General features: G+C 49.8%; 21 protein-coding genes and 2 pseudogenes. 6 read left to right on the plus strand and 17 right to left on the minus strand.

Annotation, left to right across the window (positions count from 1 at the left end):
* Position 1: 1 nt before the first annotated feature.
* Genes xdhC through AC2T0J_RS21195 form a run of 5 tightly spaced genes read left to right on the plus strand, consistent with a single transcriptional unit; the run spans position 2 to position 4223 of the window.
* The gene (gene xdhC, locus AC2T0J_RS21175; RefSeq protein WP_489807716.1) at positions 2-865 is read left to right on the plus strand and encodes a xanthine dehydrogenase accessory protein XdhC; all 864 of its coding nucleotides are present in this window, start codon (positions 2-4) and stop codon (positions 863-865) included.
* A complete protein-coding gene (gene uraD / locus AC2T0J_RS21180) occupies positions 852-1379 on the plus strand; it encodes a 2-oxo-4-hydroxy-4-carboxy-5-ureidoimidazoline decarboxylase (protein WP_489807717.1) in 528 nt (175 codons plus the stop codon). The genes xdhC and uraD overlap by 14 nt, the downstream gene beginning before the upstream one ends.
* Entirely contained in the window at positions 1376-1699 is a 324-nt protein-coding gene (uraH, locus tag AC2T0J_RS21185; RefSeq protein ID WP_489807718.1) for a hydroxyisourate hydrolase, read from the plus strand. Before uraD ends, uraH begins: the two co-directional genes overlap by 4 nt.
* Complete coding sequence (gene guaD, locus AC2T0J_RS21190; protein ID WP_489807719.1) at positions 1699-3000, plus strand: guanine deaminase; 1302 nt, start codon at positions 1699-1701, stop codon at positions 2998-3000. Before uraH ends, guaD begins: the two co-directional genes overlap by 1 nt.
* A 2-nt stretch (positions 3001-3002) precedes the next feature.
* A complete protein-coding gene (locus tag AC2T0J_RS21195; RefSeq protein WP_489807720.1) occupies positions 3003-4223 on the plus strand; it encodes a urate hydroxylase PuuD in 1221 nt (406 codons plus the stop codon).
* A 109-nt stretch (positions 4224-4332) separates the two neighbouring features.
* Here the strand turns inward: AC2T0J_RS21195 and AC2T0J_RS21200 are convergent, their stop codons facing one another.
* The 3 genes from AC2T0J_RS21200 to AC2T0J_RS21210 all read right to left on the minus strand — a co-directional run bounded on the left by AC2T0J_RS21200 (position 4333) and on the right by AC2T0J_RS21210 (position 8221).
* On the minus strand, positions 4333-5616 hold the full coding sequence (locus AC2T0J_RS21200) for a diguanylate cyclase (RefSeq protein ID WP_489807721.1): 1284 nt from the start codon (positions 5614-5616) through the stop codon (positions 4333-4335).
* Positions 5617-5681: 65 nt separating this feature from the next.
* Positions 5682-7034 carry a sensor histidine kinase gene (locus tag AC2T0J_RS21205; RefSeq protein WP_489807722.1) on the minus strand — a complete coding sequence of 451 codons (1353 nt, stop codon included), beginning with the start codon at positions 7032-7034 and terminating at the stop codon, positions 5682-5684.
* Positions 7031-8221: an FIST signal transduction protein gene (locus AC2T0J_RS21210; protein ID WP_489807723.1), complete on the minus strand. Its 1191-nt coding sequence runs from the start codon at positions 8219-8221 to the stop codon at positions 7031-7033. The genes AC2T0J_RS21205 and AC2T0J_RS21210 overlap by 4 nt, the downstream gene beginning before the upstream one ends.
* A 239-nt stretch (positions 8222-8460) precedes the next feature.
* On the opposite strand from AC2T0J_RS21210, the gene AC2T0J_RS21215 reads away from it, so the two are divergent.
* On the plus strand, positions 8461-9579 hold the full coding sequence (locus AC2T0J_RS21215; protein ID WP_489807724.1) for an HDOD domain-containing protein: 1119 nt from the start codon (positions 8461-8463) through the stop codon (positions 9577-9579).
* Here the strand turns inward: AC2T0J_RS21215 and mobA are convergent.
* From mobA to AC2T0J_RS21285, 14 genes and pseudogenes are all read right to left on the minus strand, one after another.
* Complete coding sequence (gene mobA / locus AC2T0J_RS21220; protein ID WP_489807725.1) at positions 9568-10080, minus strand: molybdenum cofactor guanylyltransferase; 513 nt, start codon at positions 10078-10080, stop codon at positions 9568-9570. The genes AC2T0J_RS21215 and mobA overlap by 12 nt on opposite strands.
* Before the next feature lie 93 nt (positions 10081-10173).
* Entirely contained in the window at positions 10174-11388 is a 1215-nt protein-coding gene (locus AC2T0J_RS21225; RefSeq protein ID WP_489807726.1) for an alginate export family protein, read from the minus strand.
* A gap of 80 nt (positions 11389-11468) precedes the next feature.
* Positions 11469-12317 carry an ABC transporter ATP-binding protein gene (locus AC2T0J_RS21230; protein WP_489807727.1) on the minus strand — a complete coding sequence of 283 codons (849 nt, stop codon included), beginning with the start codon at positions 12315-12317 and terminating at the stop codon, positions 11469-11471.
* Positions 12318-12345: 28 nt separating this feature from the next.
* Positions 12346-13269: an ABC transporter permease gene (locus AC2T0J_RS21235; RefSeq protein ID WP_489810378.1), complete on the minus strand. Its 924-nt coding sequence runs from the start codon at positions 13267-13269 to the stop codon at positions 12346-12348.
* A 108-nt stretch (positions 13270-13377) separates the two neighbouring features.
* On the minus strand, positions 13378-14769 hold the full coding sequence (locus AC2T0J_RS21240) for a CmpA/NrtA family ABC transporter substrate-binding protein (RefSeq protein WP_489807728.1): 1392 nt from the start codon (positions 14767-14769) through the stop codon (positions 13378-13380).
* A gap of 266 nt (positions 14770-15035) precedes the next feature.
* Positions 15036-16034, minus strand: a complete 999-nt coding sequence (locus AC2T0J_RS21245) for a glycosyl transferase family protein (protein WP_489807729.1) — start codon at positions 16032-16034, stop codon at positions 15036-15038.
* The gene (gene cobA, locus AC2T0J_RS21250) at positions 16015-16911 is read right to left on the minus strand and encodes a uroporphyrinogen-III C-methyltransferase (protein ID WP_489807730.1); all 897 of its coding nucleotides are present in this window, start codon (positions 16909-16911) and stop codon (positions 16015-16017) included. Before cobA ends, AC2T0J_RS21245 begins: the two co-directional genes overlap by 20 nt.
* Positions 16895-17482 (minus strand): (2Fe-2S)-binding protein, encoded by a 588-nt coding sequence (locus AC2T0J_RS21255; protein ID WP_489810379.1) that lies wholly within the window; start codon positions 17480-17482, stop codon positions 16895-16897. The genes cobA and AC2T0J_RS21255 overlap by 17 nt, the downstream gene beginning before the upstream one ends.
* Positions 17483-17566: 84 nt before the next feature.
* Positions 17567-17803: pseudogene (locus tag AC2T0J_RS21260) on the minus strand (molybdopterin dinucleotide binding domain-containing protein); the annotation flags it as partial.
* Positions 17804-18217: 414 nt separating this feature from the next.
* Positions 18218-19639, minus strand: a pseudogene (locus tag AC2T0J_RS21265) (molybdopterin-dependent oxidoreductase); the annotation flags it as partial.
* A 14-nt stretch (positions 19640-19653) separates the two neighbouring features.
* The gene (gene nirD, locus AC2T0J_RS21270; RefSeq protein WP_489807731.1) at positions 19654-20007 is read right to left on the minus strand and encodes a nitrite reductase small subunit NirD; all 354 of its coding nucleotides are present in this window, start codon (positions 20005-20007) and stop codon (positions 19654-19656) included.
* Between the two features lie 10 nt (positions 20008-20017).
* Positions 20018-22558: a nitrite reductase large subunit NirB gene (nirB, locus tag AC2T0J_RS21275; protein WP_489810380.1), complete on the minus strand. Its 2541-nt coding sequence runs from the start codon at positions 22556-22558 to the stop codon at positions 20018-20020.
* A gap of 294 nt (positions 22559-22852) precedes the next feature.
* The gene (locus tag AC2T0J_RS21280; RefSeq protein WP_489807732.1) at positions 22853-24571 is read right to left on the minus strand and encodes a bifunctional protein-serine/threonine kinase/phosphatase; all 1719 of its coding nucleotides are present in this window, start codon (positions 24569-24571) and stop codon (positions 22853-22855) included.
* 6 nt (positions 24572-24577) lie between these two features.
* Positions 24578-25441 carry a formate/nitrite transporter family protein gene (locus AC2T0J_RS21285; RefSeq protein WP_489807733.1) on the minus strand — a complete coding sequence of 288 codons (864 nt, stop codon included), beginning with the start codon at positions 25439-25441 and terminating at the stop codon, positions 24578-24580.
* Positions 25442-25790 lie beyond the last annotated feature (349 nt).

Genomic DNA, 25790 nt, shown 5'->3' on the forward strand with positions numbered 1-25790 from the left:
TATGCAAAACGAAAAATGGCAGGTACGGCGCTGGTTTGAAGCCATTCACTATTGCGAACAACACGCCGAAGGTTATGCCCTTATCACGGTGCTAACTACGGCTGGCTCAACACCTCGTGAACAAGGCACAAAAATGGTTGTAACCTCCGACCGGCAATTTGACACCATTGGCGGCGGACATCTCGAGTTCAAGGCCATTGAACTGGCACGCCTGGCGTTGGCTGACAGTGTTAAACAAGGTCATAACCAGCAGGCCGTGCATAGCTTTCCGCTGGCCAGTAAACTGGGGCAATGTTGTGGTGGCGCAGTGAAACTATTGATTGAGACCCATGTCAGCCATCGTCAGGTGCTGGCGCTGTTTGGTGCCGGTCATGTTGCTCAGGCGCTGGTGCCCATCCTCGCGCAATTACCTCTTTCAGTACGCTGGATTGATAATCGCGAAGCTCTTACGCCGACGCAACCGCTGGCGGCCAATGTAGATTACTTATGTGACGACGAGCCAGTCGGAGAAATTCCCTTATTACCCGACGGTAGCTGGGTAGTGATCATGACCCACGATCATCAGCTTGATTTTGAACTGGCAGAAAAAGCCCTGAAACATCCGAATTTACCCTACGTCGGCATGATTGGTTCACAAACCAAAGCCAAACGTTTCGTACACCGCTTAAAAAGTAAAGGGGTTAGCGAACAACAACTCGCGCGATTCGTGACGCCCATCGGCCTTAGTGATATCCCGGGCAAACTGCCTGTGGAAGTAGCGGTATCGGTCAGTGCACAAATTATTCAGCGTCTGCACGGTGCTACCCCCTCTGCACCTACCAGCGCTGCCGACATAAAAAAGGAACTTCTTCATGACACTCAATGAACTTAATCAACTGGATGAAAACGCCGCTTACGACTGGTTTGAAGCCAGTTGCGCGGCTGAGCGCTGGGTTAACGCTATGGTAACTGGCCGACCGTATAAGAGCCCCGCCGACGTGTACAGCTATGCAGTAGAAGTGTGGGAGTCTCTCACTGAAAACGATTACCGCCAGGCTTTTGAAGCGCACCCGATGATTGGCGATATCAACAGTTTAAGAGCCAAATTCGCTACCACCAAAGACACCGCAGCATCGGAACAACAGGGTACCGCGGTGGCCAGTGAAGCCACACTACAGGCGCTGCATACGCTCAATTATGAGTACCTCAACAAACATGGCTTTATCTTTATTATCTGTGCCACCGGGCTTAGCGCCGATACGATGCTTGACGCGCTGCAACAACGCCTGCCCAACGACACGGTCAGTGAGCTTGAAAATGCCGCTGCAGAACAAATCAAAATCACCCTGCTACGCCTGACTAAAGGGTTAAGCACACCAACACAGGAATCTTCATCATGATCAGTTTATCCAGCCATGTGCTAGATACCACGTCAGGTAAACCGGTTGCGGATATGCCGGTCACACTCACCGGCCCCGACAGCAGTCAGGTAACCGCCGTAACCAACAGCGATGGACGTTGTAATAACTGGCCAGAGATGACACTCAGTGCCGGTGTTTATACCATTCGTTTTGAGTGCAAAGACTATCTGATTGCCAATCATGGCCAGTCATTTTATCCCTTCGTCGATATCCATTTTGAAATGACTGAAGACGGTGGCCACTACCATGTGCCACTGCTTATCTCGCCTTACGGCTTTAGCAGTTACCGGGGTAGCTAGTGGCAACAACACAACTCATTCGCGGGACCATTTATCATTACCCGCACTCTACAACGCAGTTCCAGGGCGATCTGCAGAGCTTCAAAGATGGCGCGCTGCTGCTTAATGGCGGTAAGATTGCCGATCTTGGCGACTTTTCAACGCTAAAAGCGCAATATGCTGATGCTAATGTCATCGATTATTCAGGCCGGATTATCATTCCGGGACTGATTGATACGCACCTGCATTTTCCGCAAACCGAGATCATTGCCAGTTACGGTGAACAATTGCTGACCTGGCTGGACAATTTTACATTTCCGGCTGAACGTCAGTTTGAAGATGGCGAATTTGCCGCAGCCATGGCAGATGCCTTTTTAACCGAATGCCTGAAAAACGGCACGACTACCGGTTTAGTGTATTCAAGCGTACATAAGGTAGCCACTGAAGCGCTGTTTGAAGCGGCCAGCCAGCGGAACATGCTTACCGTAGCCGGTAAAGTGTGCATGGACAGACACTGCCCGGACTGGTTGCAGGATACGCCCGAATCAGCCCAGCGCGATAGTGCCGACTTAATCGACCGCTACCATGGCAAGGGGCGCAATTACTATGCCCTCACCCCGCGTTTTGCCCCCACCAGTAGTAGCGCACAAATGGCCGCATTAGGCGAGCTTGCTCAGCAGTATGAGGACGTTTTCATTCAGACCCATCTGTCGGAAAACCACGATGAAATCGCCTGGGTAAAAACCCTGTATCCCCAGTGCGAAGATTATCTGGCCGTGTATGAAAAATACCATATGGTGCGCCCCAGAGCCGTTTATGGCCATTGTATTCACCTGTCTGACAGTGAATGGCAACGCATGGCCGCTAGCGGCGCCATCGCCGCATTCTGCCCAACGTCTAATTTATTTTTAGGCAGCGGCTTATTTGAAATGAGCAAAGCCGATAAGTTTGGCGTGCCGGTCACCCTGGCCACCGATGTGGGCGGCGGCACCAGTTTTAACCTGTTAAGAACCCTGGGCGAAGCTTATAAGATTTGTCAGCTAAGACAGTATAATCTGTCGGCTCTGCAAGGGTTTTACATGCTGACCCAAGGGGCAGCTGATTGTCTCGGTCTCAGTGATAAAATTGGTAACCTGAATCCGGGAAGTGATGCCGACTTCGTGGTGTTTAATCCCCGTTTTGATACGCTTACGCAGCGACGAATCGATGCCGACAGTACCTGCGAAGACACCCTTTTTGCCCTGACCATGCTCGGCGACGACCGCGCTACGGTGGCCACCTATGTGGCAGGTCAGCCACAATATCAACAACAGGAGCTCTAACCATGCCGTGGCTTGATTGGCTTTCTTTATTTGTCCGCTGGTTTCACGTAGTTGCGGGTATCGCCTGGATTGGCGCTTCGTTTTACTTTATCTGGCTGGATAACAGCCTGGAAACACCGCCGGAATGGAAAAAGCAAAAAGGCATCAAGGGCGACCTCTGGGCTGTTCATGGCGGCGGTTTTTATGAGGTTAGCAAATATGCCTACGGCCCTGAAGTAATGCCAAAAAACCTGCACTGGTTTAAGTGGGAAGCCTATTCCACCTGGCTCAGTGGTTTCGCATTGCTGATCATCGTGTATTACTTCGCGGCGTCGGCGTATCTTATCGATCCTTCTGTCATGGCGCTGAGTGAAGGTGAAGCCATTGCGCGAGGACTAGGTTTGCTCGCCGGTGGCGTAGTACTGTATGAACTGGCATGCCGTACGCCTCTGGCTAACTACCCCAAACTGTTTGCCATTGCGCTGACCGCCCTGCTGGTTGTGGCCAGCTACCTTGCCACTCACTGGTTCAGTGGCCGCGGTGCCTACATCCATGTAGGTGCACTGGTTGGCTCCATAATGGTGGCCAATGTATGGCTTAATATTATGCCAGCACAACGTAAAATGGTCGATGCGGTAGCGGCTAAACAACCTGTTGATCCAGCCTGGGGCGCAGGCGCAAAATTACGTTCGGTACACAATAACTATCTGACATTACCCATCCTGTTCATCATGATCAGTAACCACTATCCGATGACCTATCAGCATCCGCAAAACTGGTTAGTACTGGTGGCTATCATGGCGCTATCCGCCTGGATAAGACACTTTTTTAATCTGCGCCATGTAGGCAAGTTCAGCCCGGCAGTACTGGTAAGTGGCTTGCTGGGTTTACTGGCTGTAGCGCTGTGGGTGTCCTGGCCAACACCGCAGCCTGAGGTTAGCGCGGCGCCGGCGGTGGCTGTCAGTGAACAACAAACAGCTTCGTTGTCGTCGTTGGATAAGCAGGTGCTCGCACTGGTGCAAACCCACTGTGTAGGCTGCCATTCAGCTAATCCAACCGACGACATCTTCAAGGTTGCGCCACTGGGGGTTAAGCTCGACAGCTGGGCCGATATAGAGCGCCAGGGGCGCCAAATTGTGAATCGCACCACCATTACCCGGGATATGCCCTTTTTAAATAAAACCAAGATGACCGATAGCGAAAGGGCCATTATTGCTGCCTGGGGTAAAGCACAAGGTTATTAGACTTACGCCAGGCCATGTAACCTTACCTGAGTGTTAGACGCATAAAGGTAAGGCTACTGTGCTGTGCAGCGCGGCTAACAAAGGTGATAGTTAACCAAAGTGACATAAGTTAGGACGCCTTATTGCCTTTAACGTGATACATCTGTCTGTCTGCTTCTTCAATCCATTGCTTAACACTTTCCAGCTCGTGATGCCACTGAGACATACCTATAGAACACTGAATGAGGATCTCCCTGGAACGTTCATCCCGAACTATCAGCGGTTCCTCAAAAATGCGATCAATGAGATGCTGGGCTTCATAGTCTCGGGTATCTCTTAACAACAGCAGAAATTCATCGCCGCCATAGCGCCCTACCAAATCATTTTGACGCATCGTGGATTTTATCCGTTCGGTAAGAAGCACCAGCGCCTTATCACCCGTCGGATGGCCGTACTGGTCGTTGATCTGTTTAAACTTATCAAGATCTAAGAACGCCAGGGTGGACGTGGTGCGTTCGCCAATCCGCCGCAGGCGTTTAAATTCTGCATCCAGCGCATATAAACATTCGCGGTGATTATTTATCCCGGTCAGGCCATCAGTTCTAGACAGTACATGGAGTCTTTCGTTGGCTGATTTAAGCGCTTCATGCATTTGTTTATCGTGGGTAATGTCATCGGCGGTGATAACCAGACTTATTACCTCACCACCCGGGTCGCGGATCACTTCGCCACGTTCACGAATGTAACGTAGCTCACCGTCATCCCGCATGATGCGATATTCAAAGGTCCAGGGTTTGGTAATGGCATGGCGGTAAAAATCCATCACCCGGGGCCGATCAGCCACATGAATGTGACTAATAAAGGTTCTTGGGTTTTCATAGAGTTCTTTGGCACTGCGCCCCCAGATACGCTGATAGCCCTCATTAATGTAGACTAAAGTAGTTAAATCCGGGCTAACAACACTTACCGCCATACGGTCTGACAACGAACTGATAATAGAACGAAGCGTTTCCTGGGACTCAAAATAATCCTGCTCTATACGCTTCTTATCGTCGATATCCTCCACCACAGAGATGAAAAAATCCGGGGTATCATCCTCCTTTCGCACCAGTGTAACGGTCAGGGTACCCCACACCATATTGCCATTTTTGTGGATATAGAGCTTTTCCATTTGATAGGAATCGTAGAATCCGTCCAGTAACTCCGCCACATGCTGAAGGTCCTTGTCGAGATAATCAGGATGGGTAATATCCTGAAACCCCAGCTTCACCAGCTCTTCTTTACTGTAGCCAAGAAAGTTACTGAAAGCGGTGTTTACACGAATGATTCTCCCTTCAGGGCTAACATGGGCCAGGCCTATGCCACACTGTTCGAAGGTTGATTCAAATACTTTCGTTGTTGTCCCACTAGCCATTGATTCCTCCACTTTGAACCGGCTGTAAACGTCCTTTTTGTTACCCTGCACTCTCTTTGCATCGGTTATTCGCTAACCCGCGGTAAACGGATCAAAAAGCAAGTGCCTTTCGCATTGCTTGATTCAAGCTGTAACTCGCCACCATATTTTTCAACAATGGCTTTTGATATTGACAATCCCAGTCCGGTTCCCATTCCCACGGTTTTAGTGGTGAAGAATGGATCAAAAATTTTGGCCGCCACCGCAACCGGAATACCTGGGCCGTTGTCTGCTATACGGCAATCCACGGTATTTTTTCCCACTTGAATAGTGATGGTGACCCTACCTGATTTATCGGTTATCGCCTGAATTGCATTAGTCACAATATTGATAAATACCTGGGCAAGCTGATTGGCGTTAACATGAATGACAGGTTTTTCTTCGCAACGCTTAAAATCGATATCCACTACCGTTTTTGCCTGGGTTTTTATTATTGTCAACGCCAGTTCAATAACGGAGTTCAAATCCAGATCAACCCGGGTTTTCTCATCCGGATGTGAGAAGGACTTAAGATTGGCAATAATATCGCTGGCACGCCGAATACCCTGCAGCGATTCATCAATCAAATCGTCCGTATCTGTTAAAATATAGTCTATATCCATTTTTTTGTGCAGCATTTCCATCGCCACAGACGATTTTGTTGCCTTGCTGACAAACTCACTGATATCGCCAATATAGTCCTGCAAACTGGACAGATTGCTGTTAATAAAACCCAGCGGGTTGTTGAGTTCATGGGCGACCCCCGCAGCGAGCTGTCCCAAGGCAGCCATTTTGTCCTGGTGTATCATCGATTTCTCAATACGATCTCGTTCCTCAAGCAGGGTTTCGCGCTCGCGGATCAGACTACGTTGTTCAAAATGAGACAAGGTATTCGCAACAAACGCACTAAAAGACACGAAGATATCTTCGTATTGTTTAGAAAATGCCCCCATACTTTTATCGGAAATCAGCCAGATATATTTTGCCTGAGAGGTACTGATAGGGTGAATAAGCACTGAGTTCGCATCCGGTAACCAGTTGCCAAGATGAGTTTTCCACCCGGGGATCAAAGCTACATTAAATACGTTCATGGTTTCTTCAAAAACGTTGGTTAAATCGGTATACCGCAAGGGTTTGAAGGTTTTACCCTCAACACTGCTACAAACCGGAATCACCGTACTTTGCTCTTCATTATGATGGGCAATGAGTATTTGATTACAAGGCAATATCTCACCAATTACCTCAAATAAACGTGCAAACACCTCACTTCGGTGAGTCGATGTCATGATCGCATCCAGGCTATGCAACATTAATTGATTAATCTGCTTAAAACGTTGCAACTGGCCATTCTCGTATCGTAATTTTTGAATGATTTCGTGGAGTTTTTCTACATCGCTCACAAATTATTACACCCTATCGCCGTTGCAGAAATCATCAAATTACCGTGGCGACTGATACCGTCAGAAAAACACCCCTGTTCGCCAAAGGTAAATCCCACAATAAATGGCACATCCTGGACCAATACCAGTAACGAACGCTGAATCTCATCAAGATGCTCTTTAACGGCCAGCATACAGCCGCCGCAAAAAACAATAATTAACGCCTTAGGGCGACATTCATAATTAAGCTCATGAGTTCGCAGAACAACTTCCGTGACTTCGGTTGCCCGCCGCATAAGATTATCCGGTTGCCCGCTCATCAGAGTGACTTGCTCCCCGACGTCCAGGCTGGCAAACAGTTCAATGCTGCCATCGTCATTCAGCCATGCCGGATGGCTAAGCAGCGGCACACCGAGGCTCATTGTTCCCTGGTGACGACTAATCGGGAAATAGGTACTTGCCTGCAGTATATTGCCCGGCGTCAGTGGCGTTTGTTCCATTAGTTTAAGCCAGCGGTTGTAGACCGTGCCAGCCGGTTCTCCGTCAAGGGTGTAAAGTCTCCGCCCTTCCCCTGCTGTGACCCGGGCAGACAGTTCTGTCGGCTTGTAACCGGAACTAAAATAACAGGACACCGGCTCGCTCATATAAAGTACCGCAACGACAATACCGTTATGATGCAGCGCATGACCATCAAATTGTACCCACTTACCTTCGATACTGTTGTCCGCACTGCTGCCACCAAATATCGGGACGCTATCACCAAGCACGCCATGCAGGCCGTTAAGCACTTCTTCTTCGTTACCCGGCGCCACAATCAACCAAACCAATGAAGGCATTTCACCCAGCTTACCCACGTCCTGCATCGCTTTCACCAGTGTCGCCTCGGCGATAGACCGTTCCTTCCCCGAGGCCAGTTCTGCTGAAGCCACACCCGCGCCGCCATCAATGTCAGTCACAGACAGTACATGCAGGCAACTTTCGCCTTTATCAGTGCCTAAATGACTCATCGCGCCCAGGCAGCTAGAGGAAGCAATCCATCGCGCTCCAGAGCTCTGATTGTCGGCGTTAGTCGTTTCTGCCAGAGCGGTCACCGCAGCGACGTCACCGAAAGCGATATTGATGTCAGCTGTATCCAGTTCAGATATCACGCACGTTTCGCCATAGGTCCCGTTCGCGTCCAGAGGGAAGCGATTGACATTGATATGCATAGCCAAAACCCTTTGAATGTCACAATTGTCACATTTTAAACAAATATAACTTTGTATTTTTATTTTTACATTGATTTATATAGGTTAAGAACAGTAAACTTGCAAAAAATATCGTATAACTAAGCATAACAAGTAATGCCAATTATTTCCTTTGAGTCGGGTGTAGCGACTCAAGCGGGAATAGATGCACGGCGGCGGGCAGGGTTACTTTCGCTTTTGAGGCTGGCAGTAAAGCAACGATGACGAATAATTACTATGCAGTGTTTATCGACGACGATGAACTGATGCTCAAGGCGATTAGGCGTACAGCAAGGCGCCTGATCCCAAGCTGGGATGCCACTTTCATAAATCAGCCGCTGACATGGCAGCACTCACTGCGAGAAAAGGCTTATCCGGACATTGTATTTTGCGATTACCGGATGCCGGGAATCAACGGCGCGGAGTTACTCCAACAAGTCGCCCAAAAGTATCCGTTGTCTATTCGAGTACTGATGACCGGCGATACCCGCGATGAAATCCTGCTCGGTAATAGCGGAAATGCCCACAGTCTACTCAATAAACCATTTAGTGACGAACACATTGGTGAACTGTTAAGCCACGTAGAAAAGCTTAAAGCTCTGCCGGTAACCCACTCCCAACAGAAATGTCTGGGTCAGTTAAGCCAACTGCCGGTATTACCTGAAATTATCGAAAAATTACGTACCGCGTTGAACGATGAACACACTAACGCCAGTCAGATTGCCGATATTATTCTTGAAGAACCGTTAATCGGCGCACGTATCATGCAGGTTGCTAATTCGGCATACCTGGGTTTCCAGCGCACAACCGACACCCTGGAAGAGGCCATTAGTCGACTCGGTACACAATTGCTTTATGCCCTGACCATCAGTTTTGTACTGGAGAGCGAAACCGCGCACCTCATGCCCGCCTCACTTCATCAGCAAGTCTGTGACAGCACCCGTCAGATGGCCGCCTGTGGTAAAACGCTGGCAATTGCGCTGAATTGTCCGGCCAAATGTAAGGAACAGGTATTTACTGCTGCAGTATTAAACGGCACTGGCCGGTTGGTGCTGGCTATGGTTAATGAAAACTCACCGCAACTGGCTGCCCAGCTTAACAAGGTTAGCACTCACCCGGATATTCTTATTACGGTATTTTTACTGACCCTATGGTGTTTCCCGGAAGAGTTAATCGCGCCGTTACTGGACATTCAGGATGCGCCGTTTGATGATAAAACCTGGATTAATTTGCTCTATTATGCCCACCAGTTTATTTCGGTAAAAGACGACGAACGACATCTGGCAGCGTTTACCAGTACATTGCCCAAGGAAGTAAAGGAAGCCCTGTTAAACACCTGAATTCAACGCAGCCAGCTCTTCCGGACGGTTTATATTTATCAGCTCTGCCGATTTGCCGCTGAATGCTACTGACCGGGCATTCAGGCTGGCCAGTAATTTACGTACCGATGGCGACGAATCAGCCGCAATCAGAGACCGGGCGGCCTCCTGAGTTTGCGGGGTAACCGGGATAACCAAAGGTAAATAGTGCGCGCAGTAATAGACGGTCTGTTCGTTACGCCTGGCACACTCCAGCAAGGTATTAATGCTAAAAACAGTAAGACGGGGCATATCAACCGGCATAAACAAAGCCAGTCTCTGACTATCCTCCGCAGCGGAAAAACGCGCCAGCACGTCACAAATGGCACTGGCAGGCCCGTGCCCCGACTGCTGTTCGACTAAATCCGCCGCAACGCCGCCCACCACAAAATGCTGATTGACCGCCGCCGTTCGAAGTACATCAGAGGCGATATCCAGCATGGTTTGCTGACCCACTTTGAGTTGTGCTTTGTCACTTCCCATTCGTCTCGAGCTGCCTCCAGCCAGGATGAATCCCAGGCTGTAATGTGGAGGCTGCTGGATCAGCTTGTCTATTACGGCTGCTGTCATTGTTAATTAAAATTTAGTGGCTATCCATACCCATAGTTTATCAGTATCGACCTTGATGTCGCCTGCTGAATAATTGGCATATTTGGCACCAAAGCTAAATTTTTCAGCTATTTTGGTGGTATATTGAATATTGATCTCACTGCCCAGATCGTCAACTGTGCTACTTGCCTCATCTGCACTGAAGTCGTGGTACACAAACAACCAGTTGCCACCGGCAAACTTGGTTGCCGCGCTTACGTAAACATCCTGTAACCCTTGCGCTGGTGTGCCTAACCATTGATCAGACCAACCGTTAAATTTATGCAGGGTCGCCAGTGGTGTGGCAAAGCCGTACATCCCCTCATCAGATCCCAGCAACTCGTAGCCTAGTTTAGCGGTAACACCTGAAATCACAGCGCCAGCTTCTAACATTGCGTAAGTAGCAGAATAATCAGTTGCTGCCGCTTCGCTTGACTGGGTAGCAAACTCGGCGCTGTAAAGCCATTTAACGGAATCCGTTTTATAAGCGCCGGCATAACTTACGCCGTAGGTATCTAAACTGTTATCGGTGTTGTTATCCACTTCAAGCAGGTACGCATAAGCGGTTAACTTACCAAAATCGTCCTTATAGCTTACATTGAGTAAGTGATCTTTAGAATCAATATCGGCGGCTTCTGCAAAGATGCGGTTACGCTTGTTAAGATAGGCATAAAACGCGTTCAGCTTTTCACTCACCTTGTAGTTTACCGACACCGCATCATAGGTTTGCCAATCCTGACGCCAGCCAACGTGACCAACAAAACGGTGGCCGTCGAGCGCGATAATCTGACGCCCGGCTTTCACAGTCAGGCCGTCACTTTTAAATTGCAAATAACCCTGGTTTAGTTCGGTGGTTTCCGGGTCGGCAATCACTGAATACTCGCCGGGGTTATAGCCCGCCGGCCCTACGGTGTAATCCCCTTGTCCCATCACGATAGTGACATCTTCTAAATCTGCTTTAAATGAAAAACCGTTGTACTCGCCGGATTCGAAGCTCAGCAAGGTACGCAGCGTCAGTGCACTGGCATCCTTTACCGCATTATCCTGATTCGCACCTTCGTATCGCAGGCGAAAACTGGCTGATGTCTTGGCGTCAGACAGCGCGTCATGCCATTCAGTCGCGGCTTGCGCAGCGGGCAATAACGAAACAGAAATTACAGTAGCTAACAGGCCACGTTTAAAGACAGAAACTGGTGTTTTCATGATAAATTCCTAAATTGAGCGTGAGATTACCCGGCCCGGCCCTTTAAGGCCGAGCTAAAAATTTGTTTTTTTAAGATTACTTAAGCGGCGTCAGATTTTTTTTGGGCGCCGGACTGCTTTGCTTTTTTATGTCCCGAAACGGTTTCTACCTTCTTTTGTTTTTCATAAAGGAAGGTCAGCACTTCATGCCGGTAATGGTTGTACTCCGGGTTATCAGCCAGAGCCAGTCGGTCACGAGGGCGTTCAAGATGAACGTCAAGAATTTCGCCAATGGTGGCAGAAGGACCATTGGTCATCATTACAATGCGGTCGGATAACAACACGGCTTCATCCACGTCGTGGGTGATCATAATAACGGTATTGCCCAGATCCGCATGGATCTCCATCAGCGAGTCCTGCAAATGGGCCCGAGTCAGGGCATCAAGGGCACCAAAGGGCTCATCCATTAACAGCACTTTCGGCTCCATGGCAAGCGCCCGGGCGATCCCCACCCGTTGCTTCATTCCGCCGGAAATTTCTGCAGGCAGTTTGTCCAGTGCGTGAGTCATGTGCACCAGTTCCATGTTGTGCATTACCCAATCACGGATTTCCTGTTTGGATTTACCTTTCTGGGTTTGCTTCACGGCCAGCTCAACATTTTTGTAGCAGGATAACCAGGGCAACAGGGAGTGGTTCTGAAACACCACTGCCCGCTCAGGGCCTGGCTCCTTCACTTCTGCACCGTCAAGAATAACGCCACCGGTGGTCGCCTGATGCAGGCCAGCTACTATGTTTAACACCGTAGATTTACCACATCCTGAGTGACCAATCAGGGAGATAAACTCGCCTTTCTGAATCTTCAGGTTAACGTCGGTTAATGCAGTAAACGGCCCTTTTGGCGTAGGAAAATCAATGCCTACCTGACTGAGTTCTAAATATCTGCTTTGCATAATTTAATTCCTCGAATGTGTTAGCCGCTTAGCGCAGCACTGCGTTTTTGTCCCAACTCACCAGACGCTGTACAGACAGCATCAGACGGTCCAGCAGGAAACCAATTAAACCAATGGTGATCACCGCTACCATGATGCGCGCCAGCGACTCTGAGCTGCCATTCTGGAATTCATCCCAGACAAACTTACCCAGGCCGGGATTCTGTGCGAGCATTTCAGCCGCTATCAGTACCATCCAGCCAATGCCCAGCGACAATCGCAGGCCGGTGAAAATCATTGGAATTGACGCTGGCAAAACGATTTTCTGTACATGACTCAGAGGCTTTAAGCGCAGCACCTTACTGACGTTCACCAGATCCGAATCGATGTTAGAAACGCCTACCGCAGTATTAATTAGCGTGGGCCATAAGCAGCACAGCGAAACCGTGAAAGCGGAGGTGATAAACGATTTGGAAAACATCGGGTCGTCGCTCACATACACCGCACTCACCACCATGGTGACCAGCGGTAACCAGGCCAGTGGCGACACCGGTTTAAAGATCTGGATCAGCGGGTTCATGGCCGAGTACGCTGATTTACTCAGACCACACAAAATCCCCACCGGCACCGCCACGATGCTGGCAATAAAAAAGCCCACCATTACGGTGTATAAACTGGTCCAGATTTGATCGAAGAACGTTGGCGCGCCGGTGAAATCACGGATTTTAGGCACGTAGGTGGGATCTTTTGCTACCCGTGCAGCGTTGCGTTCTTCCTGGCGGACATAGAAAGCTTCTGCTTTCTCACGTTGGGCGCTGTGTTCATCGATTAACGTAAAGGTTTGTTCCCATACCTGTGCCGGACCAGGAAACTGTCCCAGCGACGTATCGATGTTTTTGGCTACCACATTCCAAATCGCGAGGAATAATAATATGCCAACAACAGGCATCAATAATTTGGGTACGGTGGACATAATATTCCCTAACACATTTTTACCGCGGATCTGGCCAATATGGCTGACAACTGGTACCGATTTACTCATCGTCTTTACCTTTTATCATCGAGGGTCCGAGAGACACGGTTATAAAACCGTGTCGCCTTTCAGACCAATTGAGAATTGCTCTAAATATTCATTGGGCTTGCTGCCATCAAACGTCACGTTGTCGATAAACTCAGTTTGTGGCTGCTTAAAGCCGGTTTCACTATCGAAATCAGGGAAGTCTTTAGCATCAGCAACGCCTTCATCAATAAGCGCTTGTGCCGCGACAGCATAGATATCAGGACGATACACACTCTTAGCCGTTTGCATATACCAGTCATCAGACTTAGGCTCAGCAATCTGACCCCAGCGGCGCATTTGGGTTAAGTACCAGATCGCATCACTGTAGTACGGATAGGTGGCGTTATGACGAAAGAACACGTTGAAATCAGGCACCTCTCGCTTATCGCCTTTTTCATATTCAAAAGTGCCGGTCATACTGTTGGCAATAACGTCGGCATCGGCACCGACATAGCTGCTCTTGGCAAGAATTTTTACCGCTTCCGGGCGGTTAGCGTTGTTGTTAGCATCTAACCACATGGCCGCGCGGATCATCGCTTTGACCACACGGATATGCGTATTGGGGTTTTCTTCCGCCCATTTTTTGCTGACACCGAAGACTTTTTCCGGGTTGTTTTTCCAAATCTCATAGTCGGTAATCACCGGTACCCCGATACCTTTAAATACCGCTTGCTGGTTCCACGGCTCACCTACGCAGTAACCATAAATGGTACCGGCTTCCATGGTCGCTGGCATTTGCGGTGGTGGCGTAACCGATAGCAGCGCCTGGGCGTCGATTTGGCCAGACGTATCGCCTTTGTGCGGCGCATAGTAACCAGGGTGAATACCGCCGGCGGCTAACCAGTAACGCAGTTCATAGTTATGGGTGGAAACCGGAAACACCATGCCCATTTTAAAAGGCTTACCCGCTTGTTTGTAGCTCTCGACAACCGGCTTTAAATACTCGGCTTTGATCGGGTGGACCGGCTTGCCATTTTCAACCGGAATGTGCTTTTCCATTTCAGCCCAGACATCGTTGGAAACGGTGATCCCGTTACCGTTTAAGTCCATGCTGAAAGCGGTAATAATATGTGACTGGGTTCCAAAACCAATAGTAGCGCCTAAAGGCTGGCCAGCCAGCATGTGTGCACCGTCCAGTTGTCCGTCGATAACACGATCAAGAAGCACTTTCCAGTTAGCCTGGGCTTCCAACGTGACATACAGCCCTTCATCTTCGAAATAGCCTTTTTCATAAGCTATGGCCAATGGCGCCATATCGGTAAGCTTGATAAAGCCAAACTTCAGCTCTTCTTTTTCTGGCCAGCCAATATCCTCAGCAGACACGGTAGTCACTGAGGCAGTAAATAATGACGCAACCAGTGTCAGCGAACCTGCCACCTGCTTGAACTTATGTTTTACAGTCTTGTGTAACATGTACTTTCCTTAAGCCAAAAAAAAACCCACCCGTTCGAAATGACAGCGTCATTGTGAACGGGTGGGCTTCGTTGCCGTGTACCTCGCCTCATAAGAAGACCGCAAGGTATCAATAAATTGTTTAGGTTTAGCGCATACTCGTATTGCTAAAAAGAGTTATTCATATTTAGTGCCAACATTAAATAACATTAATTTTCAAAAACTTATAAGAATGGGTTATTTGTCGTTGAAATTCAGCGACTCATCGTAGTGCATTTTGTGCACTGTCAGTGCTCACTGTGAAAAGGTAATGCCTGCTTATAGCGCATTTGCCATAGCGCTGATGCCCGCTGTAGGGCCTCTTGCTGACTTAATTTTTCCAGTAACATCAGATACACCGCCAGCGAAGCAATTACCGCCTGACGGGCATAACCATGCTCCAGATCACCGCGCCACACGGCTAACAGGGTCGCGACCGAGAAATCACGCTCTTTCATTGCCCAGCCCTCGGCCTCAGGCAACACAACCTTTTCGGTTTTACCCTCGCATGTGTAATAAAGGTCTGTGGCACGGTCCCGGTTAACTTCGGGATCACCACCGTCACCGCGAAACACCAGGGAGTGCTGCGAGCTAAAGGTTTCATTAACCTGCGCATGCCGCTCATCCAAATGGGTATGGTAAACCCCCTGTACCGCAAACGGTGCACCACTAGGGTTTAACAGCCTCGCCAGGGTATTGGCGCAGGACCGCAAACCAAATAATTCACGCAGTTTAATGATGCGATCAAGCTCAGGTAAGGCAATGCCTAAATCCAGATAACAGGCATTCAGGGTGTCCATAGTCTGCGCGGCGTGTTGCACCGACGTTGCCAGTGGCAGCCCTAACTCCGCCAGGGCATGGCTGGCATAAAAACGTTTTGAACCGGGCTCGGAGGCACCATGCAGGCACACCCGGTAACCGGTGCGAGCAAGTAACGCCACGCTCAGCAAATACCAGGGTAATTGACGGCGCTTGCCAGCATAACAACCAATATCCACACTGGCTTGCATTGCGCTTAATGCGGCGGGTAATTTTCTGCGACAAGCAGCAATAAAGCCGCACAACTCTTCTACAGATTCCTCCTGCATGCGCAGCAGCATTAAAAAAGCGCCGGCTTGTTCCGGCGCAATAGACTGGTTGAGTAATTGAGAAAAGGCATCGAAGGCTTCAGATTGCGTAAGATGCCGGGCGCCCCGCTGGCCTTTGCCGAGGACTTTGATGTATTCGCTAAATGGCGCGTTGCTCATAGGTATGATGTAACAAATCGGCGGTGATGGGCTGACGGGCAGAAACCACATGACCTATCACGACGAGCGCCGGTCCTTCGATTTCCGCGTCGACCACGCGTTGATAAATATCGCTGACGGAACCAACGATAACCTGTTGATGATTACAACACGCGTTCTCAATCACTGCAACGGGTAAAGTGCCCTCGACACCCGCTTCATCCAAACGCCGGGCGAGCAAAGCCAAGCGTTTTAGCCCCATATAAACAACCGTTGTTTCACGCGCACTGCTCTGAGCAATGGCCCGCCAGTCTGCCTCTTTGGCCGGCTCCTTAAACTGCGCGGTCATAAATCGCACAGACTGCGCAAAGCGGCGGTCGGTTAACGGAATACCGGTGTAAGCAGAGGCTCCGGACGCTGCGGTAATACCGGGCACAATGGCGAACGGTATGCCCGCCTGATGCAGCGCATCGGTTTCTTCACTGGTGCGGGCAAAAATCGCCGGATCGCCGCCCTTTAAGCGCACTATCCGCTTGCCCTGTAGCCCAAGCTCGACCAGTCGCTGACAAATTTGTTCCTGAGGCACACTGTGCTTACCGCAACGTTTTCCCACAAATTCACGAGCGACATGTCGCGGGATGCAATCCAGTACTGACTGATCCACCAGCCAGTCAAATAACACCACATCGGCTTCCTGTAATAAGCGGTGCGCCTTCAGCGTGAGTAATTCAGCATCGCCCGGCCCGGCACCAACGATAAACACTTCACCGGGTTGAGCAGCCTGTCCGCAAGCTTTTCTGCCTGTCGGTGTAGCATTTTGCTGGCCAAACAACGCCGCGCCCAAACGGGATACTTTTAGCATCAGCGGCATCACAAGTGTATTAAAGCGCATAGTCATTGGTCTTTTCCTCATTGTTTTGCACATCGACCGATGTCGATGCAATCAGGCTGGCCAACTCGGTTTTGCACGACCCACAATTGGTCCCGCATTGCAGTGCCGTACCGAGCTCGCTAACTGTGTTAGTGCCATCGCTAATGGCTAGTCTGATGGTATTTTCACGCACACCAAAACAGCTACACACCACTTTCCCCAGGCGAAATTCTTCATCTGGCTGTTGTTCCAACAACCCGTTTATCTGTTCGGCAGTTAGCGACTCACTGCTATACACAGAGTCCAGCCAGTCACGCGGAATATCGTTGGGCCGGTGGTTAATAAGAACGGCGAGAATAAGCTTTTCTTTCCGGGTCACGACAACACTTAACAGCTCAGGGCCTTGCTTAGTAGCCCACTGTGCATCACGGGGTAAGCATGACAGGACATCGCTGAGCATTTCCTGTGGCATACGCGGGTCAGCCACATCGATGCTTTGCGCAACGGGCGTTGGCATCTTCAGAAAATAATAAGCAGCCTTTTGTAAATTCTGTACCAGCGTCTCATCACCAAAAATAACGCCGTAACTCTGCATCATTGCCGGGCTTAATTTAATTGCCCCGTGTTTTAATTCTGGCTGACCAGACAACGGATCATTTGCACCGTTCAACAATGCGCCTACCCGGGCATGAGAGCCCCAGGTAGCAGACCAGTGAAACGGCGCAAAGACTTCACTTCGACGCTGTTTGCTATCGATTTTTACCGGCAGAATAACCTCAATATCATCACTGCAGGCGGCTTCGGCTTTTACCAGTTCGCCCTCTTTTAACCGCAATGCCCGGGCATCTTCTGGATGCACACTCAGCCATGGACGGTCGATATGTTTCAACAAACGCGGCGCATTGCCGGTGCGGGTCATGGTATGCCACTGATCGCGCACCCGACCGGTATTTAACACAAACGGATAGTCGGGGCTGGTTAACTGATCAGGTAAACGTGGCGTAATGGCCACAAAATTCGCTTTGCCATTTGAGGTATAAAAAGACCCGTCAGCAAACAGGCGGGCTGTCCCAATACGGTGGGTGTCGCTCAGGGGCCATTGCTGCGGGCGCAGATTATCGTATTGTGCAATAGTCAGGTTAGCCAACGGGCCTAAATCCAGTGCGCGGGAGCCGTTATTGTTGGCTGCGGTTAATGCACAATGCTCTGCAAAAATCTCGGCCGGATGCTGATACGCAAAGGCATCTTTAAAGCCCATAGCCCGGCCTACCAACGATAGGATTTCCCAGTCGTGTTTAGCTTCACCCATGGGTTCAACCAATCCTCGCTGACGGGAAATGCGCCGCTCAGAATTGGTCACTGTGCCGTTTTTTTCTGACCAGCCAGTGGCTGGCAGGGCTATGTGCGCGTAGTTCAGCGTGTCGGTTTGTGCCGCTGTGTCAGACACGATAACCAGCTCACAGTTTTTTAGTGCAGCTTCCACTAACGCTCGGTTTGGCATACTCGCCACCGGGTTGGTTGCCATGATCCAAAGGCACTTCACCTTGCCCTCGGCCGCAGCCTGAAACATATCCACCGCCCTTAAGCCGGGCTTAGTGATTAGATTCGGCGCCTGCCAGAATTGCTTAACCGTGGCTTGGTGCTGTGGATTATCGATATCCATATGCGCGGCCAGCATATTGGACAATCCCCCCACCTCACGGCCCCCCATGGCATTGGGCTGACCGGTAATCGAAAACGGACCGCAGCCCTCTTTACCAATTTTGCCGCAGGCAAGATGGCAGTTAATAATGGCATTGCCTTTATCCACACCACTGGTTGACTGATTAATGCCCATGGAGAAAAAGGTGATAGCCCGGGGCAAGTTGGCAAACCAATTGAACAACTGCTTTATTACAGCAACCGGTACATCACAGGTATTCGCAACTTTTGCAACATTCCACTGCGCAGCATCCGCCAGGGCTTGCGCAAAGCCGTTAGTTGAGCTTTGAATAAACTTATCATCGAGGGCCTGATGATTGGCCAGATAATTCAGCAAGCCACAAAACAGCGCGGTGTCGGTGCCGGGTTTGAGGGCAACATGCAAATCGGCCAGTGAACAGCTGTCGGTCTCTCTTGGATCCACCACCACCACTTTCATGTCCGGATTACGCAGTTTAGCCCGTTCTATGCGTTGGAATAATACCGGGTGCGTCCAGGCCGCGTTGCTGCCGGTTAAGATCAGTAAATCGGTGTATTCAAGGTCTTCGTAATTACACGGCACAATGTCTTCACCGAATGCCCGTTTATGGGCAACCACCGCAGAAGACATGCACAGCCGCGAATTCGTATCGATATTCGCCGTTCCAATAAAGCCTTTCATCAGCTTGTTGGCAACGTAGTAATCTTCGGTGAGCAACTGCCCTGAGCCATAAATCGCCACAGCATCCGGCCCATGTTGCTCAACAATACTTTTCATTTTGGCCGCAATAACAGACGTTGCCTCATCCCAGCTGGCTTGTTGGCCATACACTACCGGCTTGAGTAAACGCTTATTGCCGTCCAGGGTTTCCAACAGATGAGTGCCTTTGATGCAAAGGCGCCCAAAGTTAGCCGGATGTTCAGTGGAACCTTGCAGCTCGCTGAGGCTGCCTGCCATGCCGCCGCTTTGCACTACATCCACACCACAGCCCACTCCACAGTATGGACAGGTGGTTTGCACCAGCTTACTGGCTGGTTGGCCTTTGGGAGTTACATTTGGCAGCGCGGCATTCATAGTTTCACCCGTGATTAAAGTTCGATAAACACGCGGTTGTGATCAACACGCACCGGATAGGTGTTAACGCTGATATCATCACGTTCCAGACACGTTCCCGTTGCCAGGTCGTAGTGCTCTTTATAAAGCGGTGAAGCCACCACAATTTTATCAGTCAGCGTGCCTACAATGCCGCGGTACAGCACATTGGCTTCACCAATAGGATCCCAGTTGCTGATTGCATAGAGGTTCTCTTCGCCATCGAGCTGGACACTGAAAATCGCTACCTGCACCTCGCCGATTAGCGCACACACACCACTGTTAGTGACCAGGTCATCCACATGACACACATCATGCCATGGAGCAATAATATTAGCCTGAGCCTGCATGATAATTCTCCTAAACGAGTTCTACGGGAATGGCTTTACCAGCCGAAAATTTTTCGGCCTTGGTGGCCGGACGAATTTGCTCGCGCTCAGTCACAAATTGGATATTCGAATCCGATTCATCACTGTTAACGAACTGACGAAAACGTTTTAATGCTTCAGGCGATTCAATAGTGGTTTTCCACTCGCACTGGTAAGAGTCAGCAATATGCTGCATCTGCGCTTCAAGCTCTGCACAAATACCCAGCGAATCGTCAATGACCACTGACTTTAAGTACTCCAGACCGCCTTCGAGGTTTTCCATCCACACCGATGTCCGTTGCAGGCGATCGGCCGTTTTGGCATAGAACATCAGCACGCGGTCCATGTATTTCACCAGCGTTGCATCATCTAGATCAGTGGCAAATAAATCGGCGTGGCGCGGCTTCATGCCGCCGTTTCCACATACGTAAAGGTTCCAGCCGTTTTCGGTGGCAATTACACCGATGTCTTTACCCTGCGCTTCAGCGCATTCACGGGTACAACCGGAGACGGCAAATTTAATTTTGTGCGGTGCACGCAGCCCTTTATAACGGTTTTCCAGATCGATAGCCTGAGTCACCGAGTCCTGCACGCCGTAGCGGCACCAGGTACTGCCCACACAGGATTTAACAGTTCGCAACGCCTTGGCATAAGCGTGACCGGTTTCAAAGCCACCGGCCACCAGCTCTTCCCAGATAGCCGGAAGCTGCTCGACGCGGGCTCCGAACAGGTCAATACGCTGCCCACCGGTAATTTTGGTGTACAGGTTATAACGTTTAGCCACGTCGCCGAGCAGAATAAGTTTGTCGGGGGTAATTTCCCCGCCGGCAACCCGTGGCACGATGGAATAGGTACCGTCTTTTTGCATGTTACCCAGATAGGTATCGTTAGTGTCCTGTAACGGCTGATGCTGTTTTGCCAGAATGTAATCATTCCATACCGAGGCAAAAATCGACGCGGCAGCCGGTTTACAAATATCGCAACCTAAGCCCTTGCCGTGTTTTTCCAGCAGCGCTTCGAAACTCTGGATTTTCCCTACCTGAATCAGATGATAGAGCTCCTGACGAGAGTAGTTGAAGTGCTCACAAATGGCTTTGGATACTTCTACGCCGCGTTTTTCCAGTTCGCTGTCAACCACATTCTTCAGTAACGCTGCACAGCCGCCACAACCAGTGGCCGCTTTGGTACTGGATTTAACATCGCCTACTGAGCAGCAACCGCCATCGATTGCACCCACGATGTCGCCTTTAGAAACGTTGTGGCAGGAACAAATGGTCGCCGTATCGCCCAGTGCATCCGCCCCCAGGAGAGGCTTTTCTCCTGCCGACGGCAGAATTAACGACTCAGGACTGGCCGGTAAAGCAATACTATTAAGGGCATACTGCAAAAGGGTGTCGTAATCGCTGGTATCACCAATTAACACAGCACCCAGTACCAGTGATTTATTGGCATCCACCACCAGCTTTTTATATACGCCCTCCGGTTGGTCATGATAAGTGTAAGACAACGCGCCTGGCGTGCGACCGTGGGCATCACCAATAGAGCCCACTTCCACGCCCATCAGTTTCAGTTTGGTACTCATATCAAAGCCGGCAAATTCGCCTTCATTACCGATGATATTGGCGACGGCAGCGCGTGCCATGGCATAACCGGGGGCGACCAGACCATAGATTTTCTTATCCCATAGCGCACATTCACCAATGGCATAAACATTCTCATCAGAGGTTTTACACTGGTTATCGATGACGATGCCACCACGTTCACCGACAACCAGGCCAAACTCACGAGCCAGTTGATCGCTGGGGCGGATCCCGGCGGAAAATAGCACCAGGTCGGTTTCCAGGTGCGTGCCGTCTGAAAACTTCATGCGGTAGCGACAGGTTTCACCGGCTTCGATACATTCGGTGGCTTTTTGCGTGTGAACCTGCACACCGAGCGCTTCAATTTTGTCTTTCAGCAATTCACCGCCCATGGGATCGAGCTGTACCGCCATAAGCTGCGGGGCAAATTCCACCACGTGGGTATCAAGTCCAGCCTGTTTCAGCGCATTCGCCGCTTCCAGTCCTAGCAGACCACCGCCCACCACAACCCCCACTTTGCTTTGTGCGGCAGAAGCGCTGATAGCTTCCAGGTCCTCTATAGTACGATACACCAGGCAATGTTCCTGATCGTTACCAGGAATCGGCGGTACGAAAGGGTAAGAACCGGTTGCCAGTACCAGGGTGTCGTACTCATAAGTCTCGCCTGATTGGGTGGTGACGACCTGCTTGTCACGATCGATGTTGGTTACCCAGCCGTTGGTGACGGCATTAACGCCCCAGTCCTGATAGGTTTGCTCATCAGTAAGCGCCAGATCGGCCGCGGTTTTGCCGGAAAAATAAGAAGAGAGATAAACACGGTCATAAGCCAGTCGGCTTTCGCCACTTAATACCGTGATATGGCAGGTGTGCTCACTGTTAATCAGTTGCTCGACAAAGTGGTGACCCACCATACCATTACCAATAATAACGATGCGTTGTTGCCTTGATGACATGTTCATTTCGTCCACCCTTTTTAAAGGCAAAAAAAAAACCCACAACCATTCCTGGTTGTGGGCTTCATTGCCTGTTTAAGCATTTGCTAATCTGTTTGTTCAGGCCTTTGGGTCTGTCACTGGCTAATAGCAGACAGGCCACAAGAGTCTTGATATAAATACTGATACAAATTAAGTGCCAATATTTATAATTAATTATTTTCAATTACTTAGTATTTTTCATCTCCCTTGCCCCATACTAATACGCACCAAAACAAAGCAAAATCCTGTTCTTGGTGCACAACCCTGGCTACTCTAGGCTGCGCCAAAAAGCAGCACCAGCAGTATTAATACTGCAATAACCAGTATGCCAGAGATGCCCTGCCACACTCGCACCGGGTGCCGCTCTATTAGCGGTAGCGTGCGCCCATAGGCCGGATTAGGATGATGCAGATCATAGACAAACTCCGATAAACTTTCGTAGCGTTTGGAAGCCTGGGGCTGACAGGCACGCTTTATGGTGGCATCCACCCACGCCGGCACCGAGACATTACGTTGATTTAAGCTAATGTAACGCAGCGTGAGTAAACCTGAATAACTGGTCTTTTTGGCAACATTCGCATCATAGGGATATTCCCCCGACAACAGGTAATACATTAATATCGCTAAAGAGAACTGCTCGGCGCTCTCATCTGGCCACAGGCCAACGAAATACTCAGGCGCAGCAAACAGCAAATCGCCGGGAATAAACAACTGCTCACTGGCCATTAAAAAGTTGTGACCGGACAAGCTCGCTGCACCATAGTCAATCAGCGTCAGGGTATTGTTGTCGCCAACCAGGACGTTCTCAGGTCGAATATCCTGATGCAAAATCCCCTGCCGATGCAGCGCGGTTAAAGCGCCGGATAGCTGCGTAGCCCAGTCTCTGAGTAGCATCAGACCAGGTGCACCGTTATCATCACGCCACTGCCGCAAGCTAATGCCCGGGCGGTATGCCAGTACGACGTAAAAACAGGTACGTGAAAACGCCTCACTGACACCGTTAAGTAATTGCGGGTGAGTAACACGCTTAGCCACCCACTCCTCTTTGATCATCTCATCCAGAAAGCCGCGGTTTTCCTGCATCGACACGGCCGGCACTTTAAGCACCACCTGCTCATTTGAATGGCTATGGCGGGCAAGATACACGCTACTGCGTTCGGTGTTGCTGAGCAGCCTTTGGACACACCAGTCATCAATAACACTACCAGCTGTGATTGGGCTCGTAATAAATGGCAGATAACCGGATGATTCATAGCTGACCGGCACCGGCTGATTAATGGCCTTAACGTTAACCGCGGCGATGGTCAGGTTATCATTGCAACCAAAATCCAGAGCCATGTTAGCAACCTGTTCACAGCCTTTATTTAAGTCGGTGTCAGCTTGTTGCAAAACGGCTAACCAGTCCTCAACCGAGAGGGTTTCGGCGATACCGTCGGTCATCACCACGAAGGTATCCCCGGGCTGAATATCCCTGGCGGTAATGTCTACATTTAATTCGGGTTTAATGCCCAGTGCATTACTCAGATAATGATGGCCGCCTTCACCTTGCTGACGATGATCCTGCGTACACAGTTCGACCTGATGTTGACGAATGTGATAAATACGGCTGTCACCGCAGTGCAGTAAAATGGCTTTATCACCGTGCAGAAGCACGGCACTAAAGGTACACACGTAGCCCTTATCCGGATTCTCCCGATAGGGGCTAAGTTGTGACTTGATATATAAACGGGTGTTAATGGTTCGCAGGACCAACTCGGCGGCCCGTGCCGGTGACCATACGTTAGCCGTCATCAGGTAATCGCGAACAAACTCATTAATGGCCAGTTCGCTGGCGTATTGACTCACCTGACTACTGCTGATCCCGTCTGCCACGGCGGCAATAATGCCACGACGCTGCAAACGCGAAAAATCAGGCACTGTCACAGCGTGACAGTCCTGATTGATGTTTTTTATTCCTTTGCCGGAGAATGCTCCCCAGCGAACTTCAGGCATAGGAGCTTATACTTTATCGTTCACTTTCGCCGCCGGCACTGCTTTGTTAGTGCCGCCAGTGGCCAGTATACGCTTAGGTGCCGTTTTAACGTGAGTGGAATAAAGCGTCAGACCAGTAAATGCTAAGCCTCCTACCAGGTTACCTAACGCGGTGGGGATTTCATTCCAGATAAAGTAATCCATGATTGAAAACTCACCGCCCATGATCAGACCAAACGGGAACAGGAACATATTAACCACTGAGTGTTCAAAGCCCATAAAGAAGAACAGCATGATAGGCATCCACATCGCCAGTACCTTGCCACTGACATGGGTAGAAATCATCGCGCCAACCACGCCCAGTGATACCATCCAATTACACAACATGCCGCGAATAAAAATAGTAAACCAGCCAGCTGCACCGTATTCGGCGTACCCCAGAGTTCGAGCTTCACCGATCCCGGCAACTTTAGTAGCAATAGCTCCGCCATCGGTGTTGTAACCCATGGTAAAGATAAACGACATCATTAAGGCAACCGTTAACGCACCGGCAAAGTTACCCACAAACACCAGCCCCCAGTTTCGCAAGATTTGCGGCCAGGTAACCCCGGGCCGTTTTGCCAGCCAGGCCAGCGGCGCCAGTACAAATACACCAGTTAACAGGTCAAAGCCCATCAGATAAAGCATACAGAAACCAACCGGGAACAGGATAGCCCCAATCAGAAACACGCCGGTTTTAACGGCGATAGTTATAGCAAATACTGCCGCAAGTGCCAGAATAGCACCGGCCATAAACGCACGAATTAACGTGTCGCGGGTCGACATGTAAATCTTCGACTCACCCGCATCAACCATTTTGGTTGCAAACTCAGAAGGTAGTAAATACGCCATATTAATCACCTAAATATATTGAACAAAAACACACCCACAAACACTTCATTACAATCGTCAGGCACAAAAAAAGGCGTCCGCACTCACTCCTAAGAAGTAAGTTGCGGACGCCTTTATCCGAATTCTATTCCAATTGTAAAACCATTACGGTTTGCTGATTTTACCGATACAATTTCGATGCCAACTCAAGTGAAAATAAATAAACAATAATTATCAACAATTTAAAATAAAGCGCCGATTTTTTGAAACGCTTACCCTTAAGTGTGGCGCGCCACGATAGCGCAGTTTCACCATTAAAGTGCATTATTAACGGTGCAACTTCCTTTGCTGCGGTAATAATTGCGCGTGT

This window comes from Alteromonas sp. ISO5, assembly GCF_058105165.1.

Coding starts and splice junctions, on each gene's coding strand:
- AC2T0J_RS21285 (WP_489807733.1), bottom strand. CDS start 25,441: ATGGCGTATTTACTACCTTCTGAGTTTGCAACCAAAATGGTTGATGCG.
- AC2T0J_RS21235 (WP_489810378.1), bottom strand. CDS start 13,269: ATGTCCACCGTACCCAAATTATTGATGCCTGTTGTTGGCATATTATTA.
- mobA (WP_489807725.1), bottom strand. CDS start 10,080: ATGGGAAGTGACAAAGCACAACTCAAAGTGGGTCAGCAAACCATGCTG.
- nirB (WP_489810380.1), bottom strand. CDS start 22,558: ATGTCATCAAGGCAACAACGCATCGTTATTATTGGTAATGGTATGGTG.
- AC2T0J_RS21245 (WP_489807729.1), bottom strand. CDS start 16,034: ATGAGCAACGCGCCATTTAGCGAATACATCAAAGTCCTCGGCAAAGGC.
- uraD (WP_489807717.1), top strand. CDS start 852: ATGACACTCAATGAACTTAATCAACTGGATGAAAACGCCGCTTACGAC.
- xdhC (WP_489807716.1), top strand. CDS start 2: ATGCAAAACGAAAAATGGCAGGTACGGCGCTGGTTTGAAGCCATTCAC.
- AC2T0J_RS21200 (WP_489807721.1), bottom strand. CDS start 5,616: ATGGCTAGTGGGACAACAACGAAAGTATTTGAATCAACCTTCGAACAG.
- AC2T0J_RS21215 (WP_489807724.1), top strand. CDS start 8,461: ATGACGAATAATTACTATGCAGTGTTTATCGACGACGATGAACTGATG.
- AC2T0J_RS21225 (WP_489807726.1), bottom strand. CDS start 11,388: ATGAAAACACCAGTTTCTGTCTTTAAACGTGGCCTGTTAGCTACTGTA.
- AC2T0J_RS21240 (WP_489807728.1), bottom strand. CDS start 14,769: ATGTTACACAAGACTGTAAAACATAAGTTCAAGCAGGTGGCAGGTTCG.
- AC2T0J_RS21210 (WP_489807723.1), bottom strand. CDS start 8,221: ATGCATATCAATGTCAATCGCTTCCCTCTGGACGCGAACGGGACCTAT.
- AC2T0J_RS21255 (WP_489810379.1), bottom strand. CDS start 17,482: ATGATGCAGAGTTACGGCGTTATTTTTGGTGATGAGACGCTGGTACAG.
- cobA (WP_489807730.1), bottom strand. CDS start 16,911: ATGACTATGCGCTTTAATACACTTGTGATGCCGCTGATGCTAAAAGTA.
- AC2T0J_RS21280 (WP_489807732.1), bottom strand. CDS start 24,571: ATGCCTGAAGTTCGCTGGGGAGCATTCTCCGGCAAAGGAATAAAAAAC.
- nirD (WP_489807731.1), bottom strand. CDS start 20,007: ATGCAGGCTCAGGCTAATATTATTGCTCCATGGCATGATGTGTGTCAT.
- AC2T0J_RS21230 (WP_489807727.1), bottom strand. CDS start 12,317: ATGCAAAGCAGATATTTAGAACTCAGTCAGGTAGGCATTGATTTTCCT.
- uraH (WP_489807718.1), top strand. CDS start 1,376: ATGATCAGTTTATCCAGCCATGTGCTAGATACCACGTCAGGTAAACCG.
- AC2T0J_RS21195 (WP_489807720.1), top strand. CDS start 3,003: ATGCCGTGGCTTGATTGGCTTTCTTTATTTGTCCGCTGGTTTCACGTA.